The organism is Gardnerella sp. DNF01159 (assembly GCF_049244215.1).
GTDB lineage: Bacteria > Actinomycetota > Actinomycetes > Actinomycetales > Bifidobacteriaceae > Bifidobacterium > Bifidobacterium swidsinskii.
In genome coordinates this window covers 619403-643009 of the sequence record NZ_CP058387.1, presented here as the reverse complement: position 1 = coordinate 643009, position 23607 = coordinate 619403, and the positions used below count along the sequence as shown (strand labels likewise).

The 23607-nt window shown below is 42.4% G+C and carries 19 protein-coding genes, 1 tRNA gene and 1 pseudogene; 3 read left to right on the top strand and 18 right to left on the bottom strand.

Features of this window, described 5'->3' with window-relative positions:
* Positions 1-147: 147 nt before the first annotated feature.
* Positions 148-771 (bottom strand): 50S ribosomal protein L25/general stress protein Ctc, encoded by a 624-nt coding sequence (locus HXT39_RS02335; RefSeq protein WP_012914231.1) that lies wholly within the window; start codon positions 769-771, stop codon positions 148-150.
* Positions 772-1097: 326 nt separating this feature from the next.
* On the opposite strand from HXT39_RS02335, the gene HXT39_RS02330 reads away from it, so the two are divergent.
* Positions 1098-3146 (top strand): AMP-dependent synthetase/ligase, encoded by a 2049-nt coding sequence (locus HXT39_RS02330; protein ID WP_012914232.1) that lies wholly within the window; start codon positions 1098-1100, stop codon positions 3144-3146.
* A gap of 180 nt (positions 3147-3326) precedes the next feature.
* Here the strand turns inward: HXT39_RS02330 and era are convergent, their stop codons facing one another.
* The 6 genes from era to HXT39_RS02300 form a co-directional block, all read right to left on the bottom strand.
* Complete coding sequence (gene era, locus HXT39_RS02325) at positions 3327-4388, bottom strand: GTPase Era (RefSeq protein ID WP_004108744.1); 1062 nt, start codon at positions 4386-4388, stop codon at positions 3327-3329.
* Positions 4389-4410: 22 nt separating this feature from the next.
* A complete protein-coding gene (locus tag HXT39_RS02320; RefSeq protein WP_103013858.1) occupies positions 4411-5910 on the bottom strand; it encodes a hemolysin family protein in 1500 nt (499 codons plus the stop codon).
* Positions 5911-5930: 20 nt separating this feature from the next.
* Entirely contained in the window at positions 5931-6491 is a 561-nt protein-coding gene (gene ybeY / locus HXT39_RS02315; RefSeq protein ID WP_064340645.1) for an rRNA maturation RNase YbeY, read from the bottom strand.
* A gap of 3 nt (positions 6492-6494) precedes the next feature.
* On the bottom strand, positions 6495-7688 hold the full coding sequence (locus HXT39_RS02310) for a PhoH family protein (RefSeq protein WP_064621624.1): 1194 nt from the start codon (positions 7686-7688) through the stop codon (positions 6495-6497).
* A gap of 3 nt (positions 7689-7691) precedes the next feature.
* Positions 7692-8054, bottom strand: coding sequence for a histidine triad nucleotide-binding protein (locus HXT39_RS02305; RefSeq protein WP_004108733.1), 363 nt, complete (start codon positions 8052-8054; stop codon positions 7692-7694).
* A 113-nt stretch (positions 8055-8167) separates the two neighbouring features.
* Positions 8168-8965 carry a 16S rRNA (uracil(1498)-N(3))-methyltransferase gene (locus HXT39_RS02300; RefSeq protein ID WP_103013857.1) on the bottom strand — a complete coding sequence of 266 codons (798 nt, stop codon included), beginning with the start codon at positions 8963-8965 and terminating at the stop codon, positions 8168-8170.
* Positions 8966-9059: 94 nt separating this feature from the next.
* Between HXT39_RS02300 and HXT39_RS02295 the strand changes: the two genes are divergently transcribed.
* Complete coding sequence (locus tag HXT39_RS02295; RefSeq protein WP_103013856.1) at positions 9060-10154, top strand: succinate dehydrogenase/fumarate reductase iron-sulfur subunit; 1095 nt, start codon at positions 9060-9062, stop codon at positions 10152-10154.
* A gap of 1 nt (position 10155) precedes the next feature.
* On the opposite strand, the gene HXT39_RS02290 is transcribed toward HXT39_RS02295, so the two are convergent.
* The 5 genes and pseudogenes from HXT39_RS02290 to HXT39_RS02270 form a co-directional block, all read right to left on the bottom strand.
* Entirely contained in the window at positions 10156-10959 is an 804-nt protein-coding gene (locus HXT39_RS02290) for a TIGR00730 family Rossman fold protein (protein ID WP_103013855.1), read from the bottom strand.
* 72 nt (positions 10960-11031) lie between these two features.
* Positions 11032-12270, bottom strand: a pseudogene (locus HXT39_RS02285) (Na+/H+ antiporter NhaA); the annotation flags it as partial.
* A gap of 167 nt (positions 12271-12437) precedes the next feature.
* Positions 12438-12511: transfer RNA gene (locus tag HXT39_RS02280), tRNA-Arg, on the bottom strand.
* A gap of 152 nt (positions 12512-12663) precedes the next feature.
* A complete protein-coding gene (locus HXT39_RS02275) occupies positions 12664-13338 on the bottom strand; it encodes an ATP-dependent Clp protease proteolytic subunit (protein WP_004108705.1) in 675 nt (224 codons plus the stop codon).
* Positions 13339-13340: 2 nt separating this feature from the next.
* On the bottom strand, positions 13341-13952 hold the full coding sequence (locus HXT39_RS02270) for an ATP-dependent Clp protease proteolytic subunit (protein ID WP_004108703.1): 612 nt from the start codon (positions 13950-13952) through the stop codon (positions 13341-13343).
* A 214-nt stretch (positions 13953-14166) separates the two neighbouring features.
* Here HXT39_RS02270 and HXT39_RS02265 point away from each other — a divergent pair, with 214 nt between their 5' ends.
* Positions 14167-14955 (top strand): hypothetical protein, encoded by a 789-nt coding sequence (locus HXT39_RS02265; RefSeq protein ID WP_004108702.1) that lies wholly within the window; start codon positions 14167-14169, stop codon positions 14953-14955.
* 129 nt (positions 14956-15084) lie between these two features.
* Here HXT39_RS02265 and HXT39_RS02260 read toward each other — a convergent pair whose 3' ends face one another.
* From HXT39_RS02260 to pflB, 6 genes are all read right to left on the bottom strand, one after another.
* A complete protein-coding gene (locus HXT39_RS02260) occupies positions 15085-16380 on the bottom strand; it encodes a chloride channel protein (protein ID WP_233186345.1) in 1296 nt (431 codons plus the stop codon).
* Positions 16381-16637: 257 nt separating this feature from the next.
* On the bottom strand, positions 16638-17987 hold the full coding sequence (gene tig / locus HXT39_RS02255) for a trigger factor (RefSeq protein WP_012914242.1): 1350 nt from the start codon (positions 17985-17987) through the stop codon (positions 16638-16640).
* A gap of 53 nt (positions 17988-18040) precedes the next feature.
* Positions 18041-19471, bottom strand: a complete 1431-nt coding sequence (locus HXT39_RS02250) for an HRDC domain-containing protein (protein ID WP_102703149.1) — start codon at positions 19469-19471, stop codon at positions 18041-18043.
* A 191-nt stretch (positions 19472-19662) separates the two neighbouring features.
* On the bottom strand, positions 19663-20043 hold the full coding sequence (locus tag HXT39_RS02245; protein WP_012914244.1) for a hypothetical protein: 381 nt from the start codon (positions 20041-20043) through the stop codon (positions 19663-19665).
* A 147-nt stretch (positions 20044-20190) separates the two neighbouring features.
* Positions 20191-21072: a pyruvate formate-lyase-activating protein gene (pflA, locus tag HXT39_RS02240; protein ID WP_004108692.1), complete on the bottom strand. Its 882-nt coding sequence runs from the start codon at positions 21070-21072 to the stop codon at positions 20191-20193.
* A gap of 110 nt (positions 21073-21182) precedes the next feature.
* Positions 21183-23558, bottom strand: a complete 2376-nt coding sequence (gene pflB, locus HXT39_RS02235) for a formate C-acetyltransferase (protein WP_004108690.1) — start codon at positions 23556-23558, stop codon at positions 21183-21185.
* Positions 23559-23607 lie beyond the last annotated feature (49 nt).

Below are 23607 nucleotides of genomic sequence, written 5' to 3'. Positions count from 1 at the left end.
ATCTTAAGAAATATTTCAAAAAATATGCTTTAAAGTAAAAATTATTTAGCAAATTTGTTGATTTTATATGAAAAAAGCCGCATAAGAACTGACTTATGCGGCTTAAAATTTTAAACTATTTTATAAGTTATAAGTGAATACGTTAACTTACTTTTCTTCTGCAGCAGGAGCAGCAGCTGGAGCGGCGGCAGCAGCATCTGCAGCAGGAGCAGCAGCTTCGGCTGTAGCAGCATCTTCAGGAACAGTGACGCTCACAACGGATTCTTCGCCATCCATATCGAGCTCAACACCCTCAGGAAGCTTGACATCCTTAGCAAACACCTTGATGCCGTCGGTCAAACCATCAACGTTAACAACCAAACGCTCTGGCAAGTTAGCAACGTCTGCGCGAACCTTGAGCTCCTGGACATCCACGAATGCAACTGCAGCACCCTTTGGAGTGCCTTCAACGAAGACTGGAACTTCAACGTCAATCTTTTCGCCAGCCTTAACTTCGTAGAAGTCAATGTGTTCTACAATGCGCTTAACAGGGTTACGCTGAACATCCTTAACAACTGCAATGCGAGATTCCTTGCCAAACTTAATAGTGAACAAAGCATTAGCGTGACGCAAAGCCAAAGTGGTTTCGCGCATTGGAAGAGTAACATGCACTGGTTCAGCACCGCCAGCATAAAGGCTTGCTGGAATCAGCTTAGCTACGCGCAAACGACGAGCAACACCCTTACCAAACTCAGTGCGCAATTCGCCTTCAAGAGTAATTTTTGTAGCCATATCGGTCTCCTTATGGTCTGGATAGTTTAGTTTGTTAATCCAGCTTCAGGCGCACCGACGCGCCGAAAACCATAAGAGGCTATCAGCCCAGTCGATAACGGAACTCTGCCACAAAGCTAGCGGCATATTCCCTCGCCAAAGCAACTTTGCTATTCTAACGACAGGCTACGACTTATGGCAAATACAAAATTATTACTAATCAAATCGAATATAACTGCTACTTGAGCATACGAACGATTATTATAGTTAATAGTATGCAAGTGCATAGCATGATACTATGATGTGCGCTTAATCCGCAAGCCGTTTGGCATAATGAAGGAGCAAATGTGTCCGTTTTTAATGCACTCCAACAGCAAGCGTTTAATCTTGCCCGTAAAGCATTGCGTATTGGCAGTAACTTCGCGCACCCAGTCAGCGATGACCGTGCAGGCGAACCAGACTACCTTAATACGGATCAAGAAAACACAAATACTTTACTTTCACAAAAGCAACGCCTTCCACACGTAGAAGAGTGGGGCGCGCAAATGCCAACAACGACGTTTATCGATCCGGAAACAGGCTTGCTGACCACAAAAACCGAAAGCGCAGCACCTCTTGACGAAGGCACAAGCATTTATGACTTATATGCAGATCGCGCAGCACGTATGGGTGACGATCCGCTTTACACTTATAAAGAAAACGATAAGTGGGTCACAAAAACAGCTAATCAGTTCCTTCAAGAAGTACGCGATGCTGCAAAAGGTTTGATGCACTACGGATTGCGCAAAGGCGACGCCGTTGCCCTTATGTGCAAAACATCATATGAGTGGGACGTCACCGACGCAGCAGTTATGGCTTGTGGTGGTGTTCTTGCAACTATTTATGACACGGATTCAGCTGAGCAAATTCGCAATATTGTGAATAATTCCGACTCGCGTTTCCTTATTGTTGAAACAACTGACATGCGAGATAAAGCTGATGGAGCTATTGAAGAATGCCCAAGCTTGGAACGCATTATTTGCATTGAAACAGGCGGTTTAGCAGAACTTCAAGCTTTCGGATACGCTGTTAGCGATGAGGAACTAGATGCTCGCATTGATTCTGTAAAGAAAACAGACTTGTGCTCTATTGTTTACACTTCTGGTTCCACAGCTGCACCTAAAGGCGTGGAAATGACTCACGAACACTATTGCACTACAGCGTTGAATTTGCCTGTTTACTTGCCAAATTTGCTTAGCGAAAAAGACGGTTCTGTGCTTTTGTTCCTTCCTCAAGCACACTCTTTTGCAAGAGCAATTAACTATATTGTTGTTGCAAGTACGTTGCGCATTTATATTGCTCAAGGTATTCCTACTTTGATTTCTGATTTGCAAGTTGCAAAACCTACGGTTATGATCGTTGTCCCTCGAGTTCTTGAGAAGGTTTATAACGCAGCTTCGCAGAAGGCTGGTCACGGTGCTAAAGGCTTGGCTTTCCAGGGTGCTGTTGTGACGGCTCAACAGTATATGAAGGAAGTTCAGGAATTTGGTGATGCTAAAGCTCTTACTAAAGCTCGCCGCACTGCTTACGATCCGCTTGTTTATCGTCCACTTCGTCAAGCTCTTGGCGGTCGCGCACGCTGGATTGTTGCAGGTGGAGCTCCTCTAGATCCTGAATTGCTTTCATTCTTCCGCGGAGCAGGAGTTCCTGTCTACGAAGGTTATGGTCTTACAGAAACTACTGCACCATGCGCGTTTACTCCTATTGGAGTTCCATTCCGAGAAGGTTCTGTTGGCATCGCATTCCCAGCTTTTACTTTGCGAATCGCATCCGACGGCGAAGTTCAAATTAAAGGCACTTGCGTATTCCATAAGTATCACAAAAACGATGAAGCAACAGAAACTTCATTTACTAAAGACGGATGGTATGCAACAGGCGATTTGGGACGAATTGACGACGATGGCATGCTTTATATTACCGGACGTAAGAAGGATTTGATTATTACTGCTGGCGGTAAGAATGTTGCTCCTGGACCTATTGAAGAGATGATTAAGAGATGCGAACTTGTGTCTCAAGCTCTCGTTCTTGGAGATAAGCGTCCGTTTATTTCTGCACTTGTTACTTTAGACGAAGAAACTTTACGAAATTGGCTTAAACTCAAGGGTCTTGACGCCACTATGAGCATGGAAGAGGCTGCTAATAATGCTGTTGTTCGTGCTGAAGTGCAAAAATTTATAGATCTTGCCAATGAAGGCGTGTCACGCGCAGAATCTGTGCGAAAGTTCATTATTTTGCCAGAAGAGTTTACGCAAGAAAACGGCTTAATGACTGCGTCTATGAAGATTATTCGTCCACGAGTTATTAAGCGTTACACTACTTTACTTAATACACAAATGTATACGACGCGCAAAAAGTAGTTTGTTTAAATTAACTTAACTAAGTGCATATCGCAAAACCGCGGCTTAACTTGTTTTATTCAACTTGCTCGCCGCGGTTTTGCATTAATTTACGACAATTTTGTGCAAACACATTAGGCTTAAGGCACAATAAAATTAAGTAATTGTCCAATAATATCGAAATAAGCAAAATATGCTCTACTAGAACCCTAAACGCTCAAGCTTCTTAGGGTCGCTCTGCCATCCTTTTGCAACTTTCACGTGCAATTCAAGCACAGCTTTTGTTCCAGTAATACGATTTACCGCCGTGCGCAAACGCTTCTTTACGCGCACTAAATGCTCCGCACGATGACCAATAATAATCGGCTTTTGAGAATCACGCTCAACATAAACAGATACAAGCACATGCGCTTTGTTGTCTTCGTATTGAGTATCTTCGCCATCCCCCGGATACACAATATCGTCAACTACAACAGCTAAAGAATGAGGCAACTCGTCGTCCAACTCTTCCAAAAATGCGCCGCGAATAAGCTCCGAAATCATGCTTTCTGTGCTTTCCTCACTAAGCTGATCCGCCGGATACATTTGCGGACCTTCCGGCAAGTTTTGAATCAAAACATTCTTAACTTCGTCAACATTGTCACGTTCCAACGCACTCACAGGCACAATATCCGTAAAATCAGCAAACTGCTGAATTTGAAGCAAATGCGTAACTAACTCACTGCGACTAAGCGTATCGATTTTCGTAACAATACCGATAAGCGGAACTTTCCAAGTCCAATTGCCCTTCTCATCTTTTTTAGCAAAATCAGAGCGAAGACGGCTTAAAATTCGCCTATCTCCTGGTCCTATTTCCTGGTCTGCTGGGAGCAAAAATGCAATCGCGTCAACATCTGCAAGCGACTCGTCAACAATATCGTTCAAACGCTGACCAAGAAGCGTACGAGGACGGTGAATACCAGGAGTATCAACCAACACCATTTGTGCATTATCGGTAGTAACAATCCCTCGAATAGCCTTACGCGTAGTTTCCGGACGAGAAGACGCAATAGCAATTTGCGTACCAATAAGAGCATTCATAAGCGTAGACTTACCAACGTTTGGTCTACCAACTACAGCTACGAAACCGGAACGATAACCGTGAAAATCAGGAGTAGAAATCGTTGCGCAAGTTGAAGCGTCTAGATTTGCAAACATCTCGTCGTCAAAGTCATCAGTGTCATCGAAGTCATCAGTATCGTCAAAGTTGTTAATATTATTCACGTTATTCTTACCGTCCAGTTCTTTATTTCAGCATATTCGTTTGTTTCATAGTACTAGCTTGCTTCAAAGCATTGGTTTGTTTGCTTTCAGCAGATTTTTCGGAAGAGCTAATGTCATTTTGATTATCCTTAGACTCTTCCAAAACTTGCGCATCTCGTTCTACTAAAATAGTAGATACTTTCTTTCGCCTACCAGCTGAATCTACAGCAGTTAATTTTAGTCCTCTTGTAATAGCACTGGAACCAACAATCGGCACATTACCAATCAACTTCGTAAGCAAACCAAACACAGTATCCACATCGTCTTCGTCAATATGAACTTCAAAAATATCTTCCAAATCTGCGATTGACGTTCGAGCAGGCATCTTCCACACGCCGTCACGTATTTCTTCCGGATCTGCATGCTGAGTGCGATCGTGCTCATCTTCCAACTCGCCAACAATTTGCTCAATAGCATCCTCAATAGTAACCAAACCAGCAATTCCACCATATTCGTCAACCACTACTGCCACATGCTGGCGAATTCGCTGCATTTCGTGGAATAAATCGTCAACCGGCTTCGACTCAGGAACAAGCATAGGGTCTCGGCTAATTGTTTCAACTGCTCTAGAAGATGCTGCAGGATTAAACACAGTAGCGCGTACAGCATCCTTCAAATAAGCAACACCTACTAAATCATCTACAGAATCTCCAATGACGGGAACTCGAGAAAATCCTGAGCGAGAGCATAATTTAAGGAAATTTTCCAGCGTTTCGTCGCTTTTTACGCAAATCATATCGGTTCTAGGTACCATTATTTCGCGAGTCAAAGTATCTGAAAGCGTGAGCACATTGCGCATCATTTCCGAAACTTCCGGATCGAAATCATTCGCTTCAACAAGTCGGTCAATACTAGCCTTTGCTTGATCCAGCTGAATATCTTCCAAAGCTTCATCATCTGACGGATCAACATGCTTTTTCCTAGAAGTGACGTCAACATCGCTAGCAATATGCACTAAAGGATTAATCGCAATAGCAATAGACACAATGCGAGAAAGCCGCATCAACTTTGCTACAGGTTGAGCCGCACCAACCGAACGTGGGCGAACAAGAATAGAAATCACAGCTACAACTACTGAAACAACAACACCAATAATAAGAGTTACCCATAAAGGCGAGCCGAAAAATGCAGCTAAAGAAGCAAACAAAACTCCATCTAAAACGTTACATAGCACACGCACAAAAGCGCATGCTCCAGAAGTTGTATAACGGTCAGCAATCAGTTTTTTTACACGATGGATTCTAGCAATTCGACGCATACGCACTATGGCACTAGTTTCATCATCATGCGTTTGCGCTTCAATCATAAGATTATTTAAGCTTGCACGAGTAACTCTAGGCACTGCACCTTCTGCAGCAGCCATCGCAAGCGAAAGCCATACAAGCAGCATTGCCAGCATAAGCAATGCGGCTAAACCAATCCAGACATGCAACGGCAATTGCGGAACTGATATGCTAGAAAATATTCGTTTAATATATTCCATAATTATGCTCTTAATGCGCTTTAATGCTGTTTTTTATTTTTATTTTTGACGCTACTCGCTTCATGCTCAGCATCGTAACGCTCAAGCTCGTTTACTGCACCTTCTGGCAAAGTTGCATCATACAATTCTCCAGATCGAGCAGCGAAAAAAGTAAGCATTAGTTGACGTTGCAAACCAAACATTTGCTTTTCTTCTTCCGGAGTAGTGTGATCGTAGCCAAGCAAATGCAAAATACCGTGAATAGTTAGCAACAACATTTCTTCCATAGTACTATGCCCAGCTGCGAGCGCCTGCTGTTGAGCAACCCACGGGCAAATCACCAAGTCTCCAAGCATTCCTTCAGAAACTTTTTCATCGCTTCCAGGAGTAAGTTCGTCCATTGGGAAACTCATAACATCCGTTGGGCCTTCTAGGTTCATCCAACGTTCATGCAAACAGGCAATTGGCTCTGGATCAACAAAAGTAATTGATAAATCCGAATGCGTACTTACTTTCATTTGTTGAAGAACCCACATTCCAAGATCTGAGAAGATTTTAGCGTCAATATTCCACACTGTTTCATTCATGACTTCAATGCTCATGATTTATCCGTTATTCCTCTCAGTAGATTCTTTAGTACGTTCACGTTTTTTACGCTCAAGCATTGCATCGTAATTTTCGTATGCTTCCACAATACGACCAACCAAAGCATGACGCACAACGTCTTCTGCTTGCAAATGCACAAAAGCAATATCTTTAACTTCGCCCAAAATCTTCTCGATAGAAACAAGACCAGAACGTACAACTGCTAAATCAACCTGCGTGCTATCTCCTGTAATCACCATGGTTGTATTAAAACCAAGTCGAGTCAGGAACATTTTTAATTGCTGAACAGTCGCATTTTGCGCTTCATCAAGAATAACAAAAGCATCGTTTAATGTGCGCCCTCGCATATAAGCAAGAGGAGCAACTTCAACAACATTCTCGTCAAGATAGCGTTTTAGTTGTGCAGATCCAAGCATATCAGAAAGTGCATCATAGAGTGGACGCAAATATGGATCAACCTTATCGTTTAAAGTACCAGGCAAGAATCCTAAGTTTTCGCCAGCTTCAACAGCAGGACGAGTAAGAACAATTCTGCGGACTCTTCCATCTTCCAATGCACGAACAGCTTTAGCAACTGCTAAATACGTTTTTCCAGTGCCAGCAGGACCAATCCCAAACGTTACAATATTGCAATCCATTGCTTGCACGTACGCTGTTTGTCCAGCAGTTTTTGCGCGAACAGGATTTCCTCCAGCAAACGTAATCACGCCTTTACTCATTCGAGCTCTTCTACTCATAGCACGGCGATGCGCTTCTTCACTAGAAGGCAACAGCTCACTTGAATCTCTTGAAAACTCATTTTCAGTGCGCGAAACAGAATTATTAATTACATACGACGAAGAAGTAATACTATTCCCAAGCACTCCACCATCATGACCGATACGGTTTATACGCACATTGTGTTCACCGTTATGCAAAATATCACGCTCAAGCATGCGTCTTACTTCGTACGCATCCATAGGTTGTTCGTAAGCCGCATCAATCATGCGTCTAAACGCATACTCAGCTTTAGCTGCATCTTCATCTGCTCTAGCTGAACGAGCAACAATTTGAACATCTTTGCCTCGCACAGTAATATCTGCTTCTGGAAAAGCATGTTCTACTTCACGCAAACCAGCATCTGCAGCACCTAAAACTGCAACCGAGCTTAATTCGCTAGGAATTTGCACAAAACGCGTAGTACTTTTCGTCACGGTTTACAAGCTACCTTCTACAAGTTTTTCGCCAGTCAATACATGAGCATGAACATGAAACACTGTTTGACCAGCATCAATACCAGTATTAAATACGAGTCGATAATCACCGTTGAATTCATCATCAGCAATTTTTTGCGCAACACCAGCAATATGAGCCAAAGTTTCAGGAGCCTTACTAGCAAGCTCAGCAACATTCTTATAGTGATTGCGCGGCACAATCAGCACATGCACTTTTGCTTGCGGATTAATATCTTTAAAAGCAACTACCGAATCGTCTTCATAAACTCTGCTGCTCGGTATTTCTCCAGCAACAATTTTACAAAAAATGCAATCAGCATCAGTATTGTAAGTGATACCACTCATGGTTTCTCCCCTATTTGTTACTAAATGAAATCAATGCCTTAAGCTAAAAAGCAATCGACATGCTTCTTACTATTTTACACAATTATGAGCACTTTTAGATACGATTTATGCGATTATTCGTAACGTCCTAAAGCGCGCGAAAGAAGAGAAAGAGCTACAGGGCCTGCAGTAGATGCACGAAGAATATTACTGCCTAAAACGCAGCTTTTAGCACCAGCATCAATAAACATTGACACTTCATCGTCACTAATACCGCCTTCTGGCCCAACCAAAACGTAAACAGTGCGCTCTTTACCATCCTCCAAACAGCGCTCGCTAAGAGTATTTACTGCTTGTTCTATTTGATTCCAGCAATCAGTTGCGTCTTGATGCAATACAATTACGAGATTTCCGTAAACGCACGCACGCCTACATATTGCCACTATTTGCTTGCTTGAAACACATTCTTGAAGTTCAGGCATCCATGCGCGACGAGATTGCTCTGTAGCAGACTGTAAAACTTGGCTCCAACGCTTATCTGTGCGACCAGGTTTCCACTTTGCAATTGAACGATCCGCACACCAAGGGATTACTTCATCCACGCCAATTTGCGTAGCCATATCAATTGCTTGCTCATCGTGCCCTGTTTTTGCCAAAGCTTGAACAAGCGCAAGTCTAGTCATGCGAGGAGCTTCCCTAGTAAATGCTTCTACACAAACCAAGCCGTTTTCTACATCCGTCACCTTTGCGTGAATGCGCAAGCCTTTGCCGTCAGAAAGTTGCAAAGCATCGCCTTCTGATAACCGCATGGCGGATATAGCGTGACGTTTTACTTGAGATGGAAGCGCAATCGTCCACCCTTCTTCGATTCCTTCTGCAAGCACAGGAGCATTATCGTGATCAGTATCAAGCAAAAATAAAGCGTCAGTCATAGTTCAAGCCTAACGTGAGGATGCGCCAAGTACTAAAAAATGTTTCTGTGCAAGTATTGTGGCAAACTAGAACAGTACGTATTGGAGGTTTGCAATGAGTAATGAGCTTGGTGATAACACTGCGCTTGTTACTTTGCGTATTTCACGTTTTACTCCATTTGATAAATCTGAAGATAATTCAAACAGTAAACAGACGGAGCACAAGCGCAGAGAAAGTCCTTTTGCGCGCAGGAAGCGCAGTAATCCTTTCGCAAAACTAGATTCTTCAGAAAATAACATAAACAATTCTTCAGAATCTAGTGAATCCAGAATATCTAGTGAATCCAGTGAATCTTCCGAATCTTACGAATCTTCTCCAAAACGAATTCAAGGTAAGCATTGGGTTCAAGATTACAGTTTACGCGTTCATTCTACTGACACTATTCTTGACTGTTTACTAGCTATTAAACGCACAATCGACCCAACTTTAGCTTTCCGCTACTCATGCGGTCACGGCGTTTGCGGTTCTGACGCTGCAAACGTAAATGGCATGCCAACCTTACTATGCAGTGCAACTATTGGCGCAAACGCACGTCCTGAAAGCACAGATAGCGTGCAATCTCGAGGCTTTAGAAAAACTGGCACTACAAGCAGCTCCTCACAGCCGGCAAAATCGCCAACTTTAAAGCAAAAATCTAAAGAAACTACCACTTTGCAAAATGGCACTTTTGGTATTATTGAGCTTGCTCCACTTTCAGGATTTGCAGTTCAGCGAGATCTTATTTGCGATATTTCGCCTATGATTTCGCAAATAAAACGCTTAGAACCTTATTTGCAAGCATCTAACGTTTCTACGAGAAATACTGAAGGGAAACTCCAGCTTATTGAGTTTTTGCAACATCCTGAGGAACTTAAAAAATTTGAGCTTTTGAGCAATTGCATTATGTGCGGTGCTTGCGAAGGAATTTGCCCAATTTATGCAGGCGGAGAAGCCTTTATTGGGCCTGCAGCATTGGTTAACGCGGCTCGTTTTATTTACGATTCCAGAGACAACGCAACAGAGCATCGTCTTGATCTAATAGACAGCAGTGACGGTATTAGCGCATGCCAGTCAGTTAGAGCATGTTCAAGACAATGCCCTCGCGGAATTGATATTGGCGAAGAAATTTGGCAGCTTACAACGCTTGTAAACGAGCGCAAAAACTCTTAGATTATTCAATTCCAGATGCTATGCGCACCGCCTCTATTGGGTCGTCTGTAACAGCAAACAAGTGCGGATCGAGCGAAGAAATAAAACCTCGTTGAGTTACTGTAGACTTCAGCCAGTCAATCAAACCATTCCAGTACGAAGTACCGAAAAGAACAACAGGCACGCGCGCAACCTTATGCGTTTGCACTAAAGTCAAAGCTTCAAACATTTCATCCATTGTGCCAAAACCGCCAGGGCACACAATAATTCCAGAAGAATACTTCATAAACATTGTTTTACGCACGAAAAAATACCGAAATTGCATGCCAAGATTAATCCATTTATTCAAACCCTGCTCATGAGGAAGCTCAATCCCCAATCCTACAGACGTACCACCAGCTTCTGCAGCTCCACGGTTTGCAGCTTCCATAATTCCAGGACCGCCACCTGTAATAACAGCAAAACCACGTTTTGCAAGCTCTGAGCCCATAGTGCGCGCTAAAGAATACTCGGGATCGTTTTCTTTTATTCGAGCAGAACCAAAAATACTAACAGCTTTACCTAACGATGCAAGCGCGTCAAAACCATCAACAAACTCAGCTTGAATACGAAGCGCACGCCACGGATCCGCACTACGCCAATCCCATCTTTTATCTACTTCTACACCAACTCCAGAAACAAGCTGCTGATTGTTATCGTTACGAAGAAGCGTCTCTGTAGTGCTCTCCTTAGGAATCATAGAACCGCGCATCACAACAGAACCACGATGATACGTGTTATTCCAAGGTGGAACATCTACTGAAAAATCTTCTTTACTATTAAACATGATTTCTCCATTAGAAACTTACTTGCAAAGATGTTAAGAATATAATTGAAATTAGTCTTCAACTTCATCTAATTCTTCTTCCATATGCTTTGATTGCATAGAAAGTAAGAATCCAGAAACTCCTGCAGCAATAATAGAAGCAACAAGAACTCCAAAACGTGCTTCAGCAGACAAATCTGCGTCAGAATACGCAAGAGAAGCAATAAGAAGAGAAACAGTGAAACCAATTCCACACGCACATGCTGTAGGCATTAAGTCTACTACTCGAAGACCATCAGGAACTTTCAAGCCCAGAACACGCTTTGATATCCAAGCAGTTACCATAATTCCAACAGGTTTACCAACAACAAGAGCAATAGTGATGGCAATCAAAATTGGCGAGAAGAACAACTCCCAAGTCAATGTTTCAAAATGCACTCCTGTAGCGAAAAGAGCGAAAATTGGAAGAGCCAATAACGCAGAAACAGGCTGAATTTTTTCACGATAGCGTTCAGCCCGAAGCGTTTGTTCACCATGAACTAAATGCGCCGGAGTTAGCAAACCCACCATTACTCCAGCTAAAGTTGGATGCACACCAGCTTCATACATCATAATCCATGCCATAATTCCTACTATTACAACCAACGGCCACGGAACACGCTTTAAACGCACTAAAGTAGTCCAAACCAAACCACAAGCAACTACTCCAGCAAACCAATACCATGCGTTAAGAGACGAGAAGAACACAGCAATAAGTGCTATTCCAAGCAAATCGTCTACTGTAGCAAGAGTCATAAGAAATGCGCGCAAAGCATGTGGCAAAGTTTTTGCAAATAAAGCAAGAACAGCAAGAGAGAAAGCTATATCCGTTGCCGTAGGTATTGCCCACCCGTCACGAACCATATCAAGCGAAGGTAAAGCGCCAGAAGTAAGACGCATAATCTCCTGCCCGGCATGCAATTCAGAAAATACAGTTACCGTAGCAACAAACAGTAAAGGAGGTACAATCATTCCACCAACAGCACAAATCATTGGCATTGCAGCTGCACGAGGATCAGAAAGCGAACCAGCAATAAGTTCGTGTTTTAAATCTAAGCCAACTGACAGGAAGAAAATAGTAAGCACGCCGTCTTGCACCCAATGACCAATTGACATATGTATATTCGTCCACGGAATGCCTACATGAGTATGCGATATGGCTTCAAATATTGGCGCTGTTAAAGGAATGTTTGCAAGCAATAAGCCAGTAAGAGCAAAACCAAGCATAATTAATCCAGAAATTCGCTCATTATTTGCAATATTGCAAGCTATTCTCCAACTGCGTCGTATCATATTGTAAATATTTCCTCCACTAAATGCATTTATAGCATTTATAGCGTTTATAACGTTTTATAGTGCAAAATATGTGATTCGCACTTTCAAGTATAACTGAGAGGCATAAACCGAGCTAGTTGCATACGAATAAAAAAACGCGGAGCAAAAGCTTCGCGTTTTGTTTGTGCGCCAGACAGGATTCGAACCTGCAACCTTCTGATCCGTAGTCAGATGCTCTAATCCGTTGGGCTACTGGCGCATGTTTCCAGCCTCAAGAACCATGTCCTTGTTTCCGGCAACTTGACTAATATACAACCATCTGCACTAAAACACAAACCCCGGCGTGTCGACCGGGGTTTGTTGTTAAAAATACTGATATTGATAAATATCCGCTAAGTTGTAAAGATTGAATTATGCTCTACGCTCAAGCACTTCGTCAACCATTCCATAAGCTTTGGCTTCTGAAGCAGTCAAAATAGTATCAACTTCAATATCTTTACGAATACGCTCAATATCTTGACCAGTATGTTTTGCAAGCGTTGATTCTAACCAAGAACGCAAACGCAACATTTCCTTAGCCTGAAGCTCAATTTCAGTAGCTTTACCAAAATCTTGGCCCATTGCAGGCTGATGAATAAGCACACGCGCATTTGGTAAAATCATGCGCTTACCAGCAGCTCCAGCAGCAAGAATAATAGCAGCAGCAGAAGCAGCCTGACCCAAGCAAACAGTTTGAACATCTGGATTAATGTACTGCATGGTGTCATAAATCGCAGTCATAGCAGTCATCGAACCACCAGGTGAATTAATGTACATCATCACATCGCGATCAGAATCCATGCTCTCCAAAACAAGCAACTGAGCCATAATGTCATCAGCAGAAGTGTCATCTACTTGCACACCCATGAAAATAATGCGATCTTCAAACAGCTTAGTGTAAGGATCCTGAGTTTTCATGCCGTATGGAGTTTGCTCGCCAAACTGAGGCAATACGTAACGATTAGTAATGCGCTGAGCAGAAGTAACACCGCCAAAACCAGCTAAACGCTCGGCACGCGCAACAAACTTTGCTTCTTCACTTGCCATAATTACTCCTCACCGCGCATAGAAGCAGGAGTGGTCACAATCTTATCTACGAAACCATACTCCAAAGCTTGCTGAGCTGTAAACCAGTGATCGTATTCATTATCTCGGTAAATTTCCTCTACCGTATGACCAGTCTGCTTTGCAGTCAATTCAGAAAGCGTTTTTTTCATATCCATAATAAGCTCTGCATTAATTCGTACATCTGTAGCAGTACCACCGACACCGCCAGAAGGTTGATGCATAAGCACACGCGCATGCGAGGTAATATAACGCTTACCAGGAGTGCCAGAACTAAGCAAGAACTGACCCATAGATGCAGCCATGCCAACAGCAATAGTCGCAACATCTGGCTCAATTAATTGCATAGTATCGTAAATTGCCATACCAGCAGTAATTGAACCTCCAGGCGAATTAATATACAGCCAAATATCCTTCTTAGGATCTTCCGCAGCAAGCATTAACATTTGTGCGCAAATAACATTGGCATTCTCGTCTTTTACTTCAGATCCCAACCAAATAATGCGATCTTTTAGCAATCGATTAAAAATAGAATCAGTTGATGTAGACGCTTCAGCCTGTTCCATCACAGGAGAAGCTGTAAAAAGCTCAGTCACTATATCTCCTTGTTACCACGTAATTATTTCTACATTACCTTGTGCGCATGACCACATAGAAAATATTGCGAATATGATTTGAATTGAATGTTTTACACCAAATTTCTAGAATTTTATTCATATCAACAGATGTAATTTTTACTTATTATCCTACACTAGTATGCATTATTGAGTATATTTTTATCGGATTATCAATTCATTATAAGGAGTAATTATGGATTCTAACCAATTGCCAGATAACAACTACTCGCCTGCTCCGATGCCAAATAACGAGTATCCAAATAATGGTTACCAAAATAATACATACCCAAATAATGTAAATCCAAATAACGGATACCCAAACAATGGTTATGAAAACAATGAGTATCAAAACAACGTATACCCAAATAACGGATACCAGAACAACAATTACCCTAATAATGTAAATCTAAATAATGGTTACCAACCAAACGTATATCAGAATAATCAACAACCAGTCAACAACTATCCTGCAAACGCTTATCCAAATGCAACAAATACAAGTGCTCATAAGTCAAAATACACTTGGCTTATTGTTGTCATAGTAGTAGCAATAGTTGCAGTAGGTGGCTACGTAATTTCAAAACCACATTACAATTCAACTAATCTTAAGCCACATTACAATTGCTCTGCACCTAAAAGCGCAAATATTGAAGAATACGTACATTGCCATTCAGAAGAAGCTAAAAAACTCACTAATGGATTTAATGATGCCACTAGCAGCTCACCATTCAACATAACGTTTGCCACTAAAGGTGATCAGCTCAATATAAATGCAAAGTTCAAAAAGCACCTATCTGATTTAGAAATTACAGCGTTAAAGACTGGAATGCAAACATACGGCGATAGCCTCTCGAACTTGATGCCACAATCAGCATCGGATGAAATGAAAGAAAAAATTATTGCACCAGTGCGCATACATTTCTCCTTCTCAAACGATGATGGAACTTTTATTGCAGATAAAGAATTCAGTTCTAATAATTAATTAAAAAATAACTAAAATAACCAACATAACTAAAAAAATATTTACTAATAACAAATGCGCCTTTGCTAATACTGAACTAGCATAGGCGCATTTATTTTGCATATATTGTATTTTCTATACTAAAAAAATTTAAACATTATTTGCGGCTAAAAATTTTGGTATCATCGTTATGCTTCTAGATACAGCACAAGAAACAACCATTGGAATAATCATAATCATAGGCAAATTCACTAATTGTGCTACCAAAAAAAGCGCAAACCACAATGACTTTCGACTTGCAGTTAGCATACTTGCAGCACCAAAAATAGCAGCTATTACCAATATTTTGGGCTGACTTGATAACATGCCACCAACAACTGGAATGTTCATACTTATAAAACCTATAATCAGCCCTACGCAAGCTCCAGACGACATACTCGGCTGAAGCACACCACCACTTGCGCCAGCTCGAAGAGTGCAACTTGTTAAAATTATTTTTGCAACAACCAGTAGAAGCAAAGTTACCAAAGAGTTTTTGTCAATTGCAATACTTGTTTTTGCAATGTTATATGCGTATTGCGCTAAAGCTCGACCATTGCCCATAATGGCTGGATTCCATGATGCAACTAATCCTGTTACTAAGCCCATTAATGGCAAAAAATATAAAATTTGGTAATTGCGAGCACACTTAGAGCGAGCCCAACGAATCATCTTATGGAAAAGAGTGCCAACAATACCACAAGGAATGCCAACTATAATTGCAAGCAGCAACACAGTCGTATTGACAATATGGATGTCATCAAGACTTGACAAACAATAGTAAGGCTCATACCCAAGCACAAAAATAGTAGTCAATGATGCAATTTCACTTATACATAACGCAATAGCAAAAATACTAAATTTTTGTATAAGCCAATACCATTTCAAACGCTTTAAAGAAGATTTCGAGTCATGAGAAAAACGTGGAATTGCAACCAAACCTAGCGTCATAATCGCACCCGCTATTGGAGCGCGATAAACTCCAGCTAAACCAGCACCAGCAGCACTTGCAACCAAAACGCGAGCTTGAAATTCACTGACTCGGATAAAGCAGAGTAACTTCTGAGTAAGCATTGCAGCCAATTCTCGAGGCGCAACTTCCCTACCTAAACTTGCGCCAGAAGCAACTATAAAAATTTGTAAACATACATGGATAATCGTTGTATGCCATGGCATTGATTGACCACGAACAGCATGAGCTATATCGACAATACGATTAGAAGATTTTGTCCATAACCACATCCAAATAATTGCAGCAACAGACATGACAATTAATACAACAGCAACGTAGTGCAATACTGGCAATCCAACTGGCGAAGGTTTAAGAGCAGATTCTGAAAATCCGAACATTACATTTTGCACAGCATGTAGTAACAGAGTTAATAATATTGCACCAACCCCAGCCATAACTGCAACAAAAAAAGCAATAAGACTTAATCGTAAACATGTAAAAACATAGCTCAAACACTTACTAGGTTTTTTACTGCCTACTATTTGCAAATTGCGTTTTTCCATTAGCGGCAGCCTTCCTTATGTTATTTGTTTTTCATTTTATTTGTTTTTCACTTTCTTTAAAGTATAACAACAACACAAAAACCCAGAGCAAAAGCCCTGGGTTTTTAGCGAATATGAGAAAGTATAAACTTTTTCTTGTTTGAAAAATACTACTTAGAAAGTTCGTCAGCAACTTCTGCAGCAGCAGAAGCAGCCTTCACGCTTTCGTCTTCGTCATCATCCTCAGACAAGAATGCACTCAAGTCAAGAGCTTCTCCGCCAGAAACGAACTTTACAGCACGCATACCAGCAAGCAAGCCCTTAGAGCGAGCAACTTCCTGCACAGCAGAACCAAGCTGACCGTTGTTAACGATTGCGTTAATGAACTGGTTTGGATCCATACCGTACTGCTGAGCAACAGAAACCAAGAAGTTGGTGACATCAGCCTGGGAAACAGTCACATCCATCTGTTCAGCTAAAGCGTCAAGAACCATTTGGTCGCGAAGTTCCTTCTCAGCAGCCTGCTGCGCTTCGTCCTTCTGCTTCTTGGTAGCTTTTTCAGGATCAGGGGTCATGCCCTTCAAATGCTCTGAAACAGCCTTATCCAAAACACCCTTTGGTACAGGAATTTCAACTTCTTCTTGAAGCTTAACAAGGAATGCGTCACGGGCATTAGTTGCCTGACGACCTTCAGCAGCCTGCTCGCAAGCCTTGCGAATATCTGCCTTCAAATCCTTCAAAGTATCAAACTCGGAAGCTTCCTGAGCAAAATCATCATCAAGCTCTGGCAATTCCTGAGTCTTTACGGAATTAACCTTAACCTTGATTTGAGCCTTCTCGCCCTTATGCTTGCCGGACTCGAGAGTACCTTCAAAGGTGGTTTCTTCGCCGGCAGAAAGGCTATCCAAAGCCTCATCCAAACCGTCAAGCAACACACCGGAACCGATTTCGTAGCTTACGCCCTCTTGTGCATCAACTACTTCGTCATCGATACGAGCTTCCAAATCAATGTTAGTGTAATCACCCTTAGCTGCAGGACGGTCAACACCAACCAAAGTAGCAAAACGCTGACGGAGACTTTCCAAGCGCTCCTTGACATCCTTGTCGGAAACCTTTGGCTTCTCAACTTCAATCTCAACGCCCTTGAACTTGTTCAACTTGAAATCTGGACGACGCTCAACTGTTGCTACAAACTTAAGACTTGCATCTGCATCAGTCGACGTTGGAACTTCCTGAACGTCAAATTCTGGCTGATCCATTGGGCGAATCTTCTTTTCTTCCAAAGCCTTGGAATAAAGCTCTGGTACAGCGGAATTTACGGCTTCGCCGGCAACAGCTGCGAAACCGACGCGCTGATCTACAATCTTGCCTGGCACATGTCCCTTACGGAAACCTGGCACGTTAATTTGCTTAGCAATCTCCTTACGAGCTTCTTCCAAGAATGGCTTGAAGTCTTCGAGATCTGCGGTAATGGTGAGCTTAACTTTAGTTGGCTCAAGATTCCTGACGCTGATTTTCACGCTTGCGCTCCTGAAATTACGTTTTTTCTAGCTTCTGCCGTATGGCACAACCGTTACATGATAGCGCGAGTTACGGACTCAGCTACCAATCGGGTTTGCCATTCGCGAGCACCATGCTCACTTAAGAATGTTTTAACATCAATATCTTGCGCATCATCATGCCAGCAAAGATTACGAATAATCTGTGGTTTGATAATAATTTCTGCAGGAGTATGAGTGTATTCAGAAATTTGATTTAACTCAGCTTTTACTCTTTGTAAACGCTCGTAACGCTTAGGGTGATGTTCTCGCCAATATTTCATAGATCTAGGAGCGCTTTGGAAATCTTGCATATCCTGCAAGTACTGCGAATCCGATAAATCATGGCAATCCTGACAATCATTAGAACCTTGCGACTCGTCAGTATCTGTTGACTTAAGTACGTTCGTTTTACGAGATTCGCGCGAATTAAGTTGAATAGCTCCATTCGGTAATACTTGATGCACATCATCCATAGCCGTTTCACCAGATTTAGCGCGCAAAATAGCATTCTCTATAACGTTTTTCCAAATAGATGGTTTAACTTTGCGCTGAATTGGAGCGTAACGCTCGAACATTTTGTCTTGCTCACTGCCAGTGTGCATTCGCACTCGCTCATTCAAAGAACGAATAGCACGAAACGCACGCGCATTACTAGGTTTACGCTTACCAGCTTCAATAATCGCAGCGTCAGAAAGTAGCAGAGTTGGCGCAATATCATATTCACGCGCTAAAGCATCTCGCTTTTGCCACAATGCTTTCGCAATAACTAAACCAACACGATCGTGCATAAGTACGCTAATATGCGATATTTTAAGCCATGGACGTGGATGCGGAGCTTTCTTTTGTGCACCCTTACTAAGTAAGTGTTTAAATTCTTCTTCCGCCCAAGAAAGTTTACCTTGCTTTTTAAGTTCGACGCGCATTACTTCTTCTAGCTCAATAAGTAATTCAACATCTAAAGCTGCGTAATTTCGCCAATCTCTAGGAAGTGGGCGGTAAGACCAATCTGCTGCAGAATGTTCTTTTGCAAGAGTAAGACCCAAATAATATTCAGTTACAGAGCTTAAACCAAAGCGCTTTCTGCCAAGTAATTTAGCTGCGATTTCGGTATCAAATAATGCAAGTGGGCGCAAACCAATATTGAAAAATCCTGGCAAATCTTGCATCGAATCGTGAATAATCCAAGGCACATCCCCTACTGCCTTGTTAAATTCGTTCCAATCAGCTCCAAGTTTTGTAAGTTCTATAGGATCTAATAATCCAATTCCTGCACCCTTACGTTTGAACTGAATCAACCAATCTTCATGACTGTAGCGGAAACCGGAAGCTCGCTCAGCGTCTGCAGCTAAAGGACCGGAGCCTGCCGCCAACAAGCTGCAATAATCTTTATATGCTTCAAGCGTATCAATGACTTCTGGAACTCCTTCTCTAGGCTCTTTTAAAAGCTTTGGTTCCTCGTTCAAGTACGCCTCCCGATTGCATGCTTTACCCAAATTCTTACGCTTTTTGCAACTTATTCTGTACTTTTTGCAAAATATCCGTAAAAAATATTTAAGCCGTGTTACAGATTATGCATCTTTAACACGGCTTCAACTTTCGCACACAACTACGACTATTCAAAAATAAAAAATCAAATAAATAATCAATTAAATAATCAATCTGTTTTATTGTTTGCTACTTCGTCATTTATGCGCTTAACAAGCCTAGTTTTAAGGAATCTAGTAAGAGTAAATGCGACTGCCGAAGCTAAAACTGTTGGAACAACGTAGCCAGCATGTAAACCTAAATCCGAAAAGTTGACTATTGGAAAAGTGACAAGTTCTGTAACAACAGCTATAACAATAGATATTATTGGCACTTCAATAAGAAGTTTCTTATCGAAAGATGCAACAATGTTTATTGGCAATAAAATTATTGGCAAAATAACGAAAATAGTAAGCGCTGTAGCAAAACCAAACTGATCGTTACACCGCACAAAAACAGCTAACGCTAATGTAAAAGCTAATGCAATCCAACAACCTATTCTGCGCTTCATTGCGTATCCTTTCTCTAAAAAAGAGTATTTGTATAATTATACAAAAATCCTTCAAAAAAAAAACAATACGATACGCAAAGATTGCCTAAATTACAGTTACATTTTTGACGCAATTTAAATGCAGTCTAAATGCAATCTAAACGCAGTCTAGTACACAACAAAACCGTGATCTTTGAACTGGTTTACAACTCGTTCTTTAAGTGCTCTAGAAGGCCCTTTTTGATTCTCAAGAGGGTACGGAATCCTAAGCTCATGCCACTTTGGACGTCCTAGTTGATGGAATCCAAGCACGTCAATATGCTCAACAGCATCACCAAACGAATCGCAAATCTCGGCAACTTTTTCAACGTTTTCTTCACTGGAAGTCAAACCTGGAACAAGCACAAAACGCACCCAAATCTTCTTACCAGCCTTCGCCAAGCGCTGACCAAAGTCAATAGTTGGCTGAAGCAAGCCGCCGGTTACTTTTTTATACGTTTCTTCAGTTCCTGATTTAACGTCAAGCAAGCAAAGATCAATGTCGTCAATCATTTCATCTGTATAATTGCGATTCAAAAAGCCCGAAGTATCTAAGCAAGTATGAACGCCCATCTCTTTTGCAGCGCGAAATACTCTAGATACAAAAGCTGGCTGCATCATGGACTCGCCGCCAGAAAATGTGATTCCTCCACCTGTTGCTTTAAAAAGACTTTGATAGCGGTCAACTTTTTTAATCATTGCATCCAAATAGACTGGCTTGCCGTCACGCATTTTCCAAGTATCAGGATTTTGGCAATACTGGCAACGAAGTGGGCAACCGCTCATAAACACCGTCATACGAGTTCCAGGACCATCAACAGAAGTATTGATATCCCACGAATGCACAAATCCAATATCGCCAGTTTTAAGAGCAACTAAGCGATCTTTACGATCCAGCCCAATTGGCGACTCAAATCCAGAAAGTCCACCCATTAAAGTTTGGCGAGCATACTCTTTTGACTCCTTCAACATATGCTGAGTTGTGGTACGAAACGCTGTGTTTTCAGCCATCTAACTACCCTCCAAACTATTTATAAATAAATAATAAATAATATACGCAATTAACAAAAGCCGGGAGCGAAACTAGCCTCGCTCCCGGCGGTGTTTACTAATCAACCAAATCAGTCAGTAACTGAACCCTGGTGGAATGTACGAGAAATAACGTCGAGCTGCTGCTCCTTAGTGAGCTTTACAAAGTTCACTGCGTAGCCGGAAACTCGAACCGTCAAATGCGGATACTTTTCTGGGTGCTCAACAGCATCTTCAAGCTGTTCCTTACGCAACACGTTGATGTTTGCGTGGTACAAGCCGTGACCGTTGCCAGCATCCAAAATGCCAACCAAGTTGCTGATGCGCTCGTCTTCGTCACGACCCAAACCGTCAGGAGTAATGGTGTTCGTAAGCGAAATGCCGTCAAGAGCATCATCGTAATCAATCTTTCCAACGGAGAACATCGAAGGAAGCATACCGTGCGAATCCATGCCGTTTTCTGGGTTTGCGCCTGGAGCGTACGGAGTACCCTTCTTGTGACCGGATGGGAAGGAACCAGTGTTCTTGCCATACTCAACGTTAGAAGTAATAGTCAAGATGGACTGAGTTGGAACAGCATTACGGTACACAGGCAAACGCTTTACCTGACCCATAACAGTGCTTACAACCCACTTTGCTAAGTCGTCTGCACGATCGTCGTCGTTACCGTAAACTGGGAACTCGCCAACAGTCTTGTAGCCAACGATTAAGTCGTCGTCGCCGCCCTCGATGTACTCGTACTCGTGGCCTTCAGTGGTCTTAGCATCCTTGTTGTAGATTGGGTAAACCTTTGCATACTTCAAAGCAGCCAAGGAATCTGCAGCAATAGACAAGCCGGACATGCCGCAACCAAGCGTACGGTAGACTTCCCTATCATGCAAAGCCATTTCGATGGACTCGTAAGCGTACTTATCGTGCATGTAGTGGATGATATTCAAAGCCTCAATATAAGTCTCGGAAAGCCATTCCAAAGCCTTCTCGTAGTTAGCCTTAACCTTCTCGTAGTCGAGAGTGCCGTCAGCTTCTGGCTTGATTGGGTCAATAACACCCTTATCGATAACTTGCATGCCGGTCATTTCATCGCGGCCGCCGTTAATAGCGTAAAGCAAAGCTTTTGCAGAGTTCACGCGAGCTGCGAAGAACTGCATTTGCTTACCGACGCGCATTGGAGAAACGCAGCAAGCAATAGCAGCGTCGTCACCCCAGTGCTCACGAATGTCTTTATCGGACTCGTACTGGATTGCAGAAGTGTCGATAGAAATTCGTGCGCAGAAACGCTTATAAGCTTCTGGAAGCTTTGGATCCCAGAAAATAGTGATATTTGGCTCAGGACCAGGTCCCAAATGCTCAAGAGTCAAAGTGTTGAGCAAACGGAACGAAGTCTTGGTTACGAAAGTGCGGCCATCCTCGCTGAAGCCTGCATCGGACCAAGTTGCCCAGTAAGGATCACCAGAGAAGATTGCGTCGTAATCCTTAGTACGCAAGAAGCGCACAATACGAAGCTTCATAACAAGAGCGTCAATAATTTCCTGAGCGTCGGTTTCGTTAATTAAACCTGCCTTCAAATCGCGCTCAAAGTAGCAATCGAAGAATGCGGAAACGCGACCGAAGCTCATTGCAGCGCCATCCTGGCTCTTAACAGAAGCAAGATAGCCCATGTAAGTCCACTGAACAGCTTCCTTAGCGGTCTTAGCTGGACGAGTCAAATCCAAACCGTACTCGTTACCCAAGTTAATAAGCTGCTTCAAAGCCTTAATCTGCTCGTCATGCTCTTCGCGGAAGCGAATCCAATGCTCAATTTCGGTCTCGGTAAAATCGTTACGGTATGGAATCGAATCCTTGTCGCGCTTCTTAAACTCAATAAGCATGTTCACGCCGTAAAGAGCAACACGACGATAATCGCCAATAATACGACCGCGGCCGTAAGCATCTGGCAAACCGGTCAAAATCTTGTTGTGGCGAGCAATCTTAATATTCTTGGTGTAAACGCCAAACACGCCATCGTTATGAGTCTTACGGTAGACGGTGAAAATCTTCTTGATTTGAGGATCTACTTCCTTGCCAGCTTCTTTAATAGCTTGCTCAACCATGCGCCAACCGCCGTTTGGCATCATAGCGCGCTTGCAAGGCTCATCAGTTTGCAAACCGACGATTACGTTATCTACTTCTGGGCTTTCAATGTAGCCTGCTGGCATTGCGTCAATACCTGCTGGGATATGAGTTTCAACATCATAAACACGACGCTCACGTTCAACAGCTAAGTAGTTGTCGTCGAGATACTTCCACATGTGCTTCGTTTTTTCAGTGGCATTTGCCAAGAAACTTTCGTCACCTTCATATGGCGTATAGTTCTTTATTATAAAGTCGCGTACGTCAATGTCTTTCTTCCAATTGCCGTCAGTAAAACCATTCCACGCTTCGGTACGAAGATCCTCTTCACTGAGAACTGGCGCATCAACTGATGTCATGTTTAGACTCCTTTTGTACCCGCAACGCATCTTCACGCTGCCTTAATAA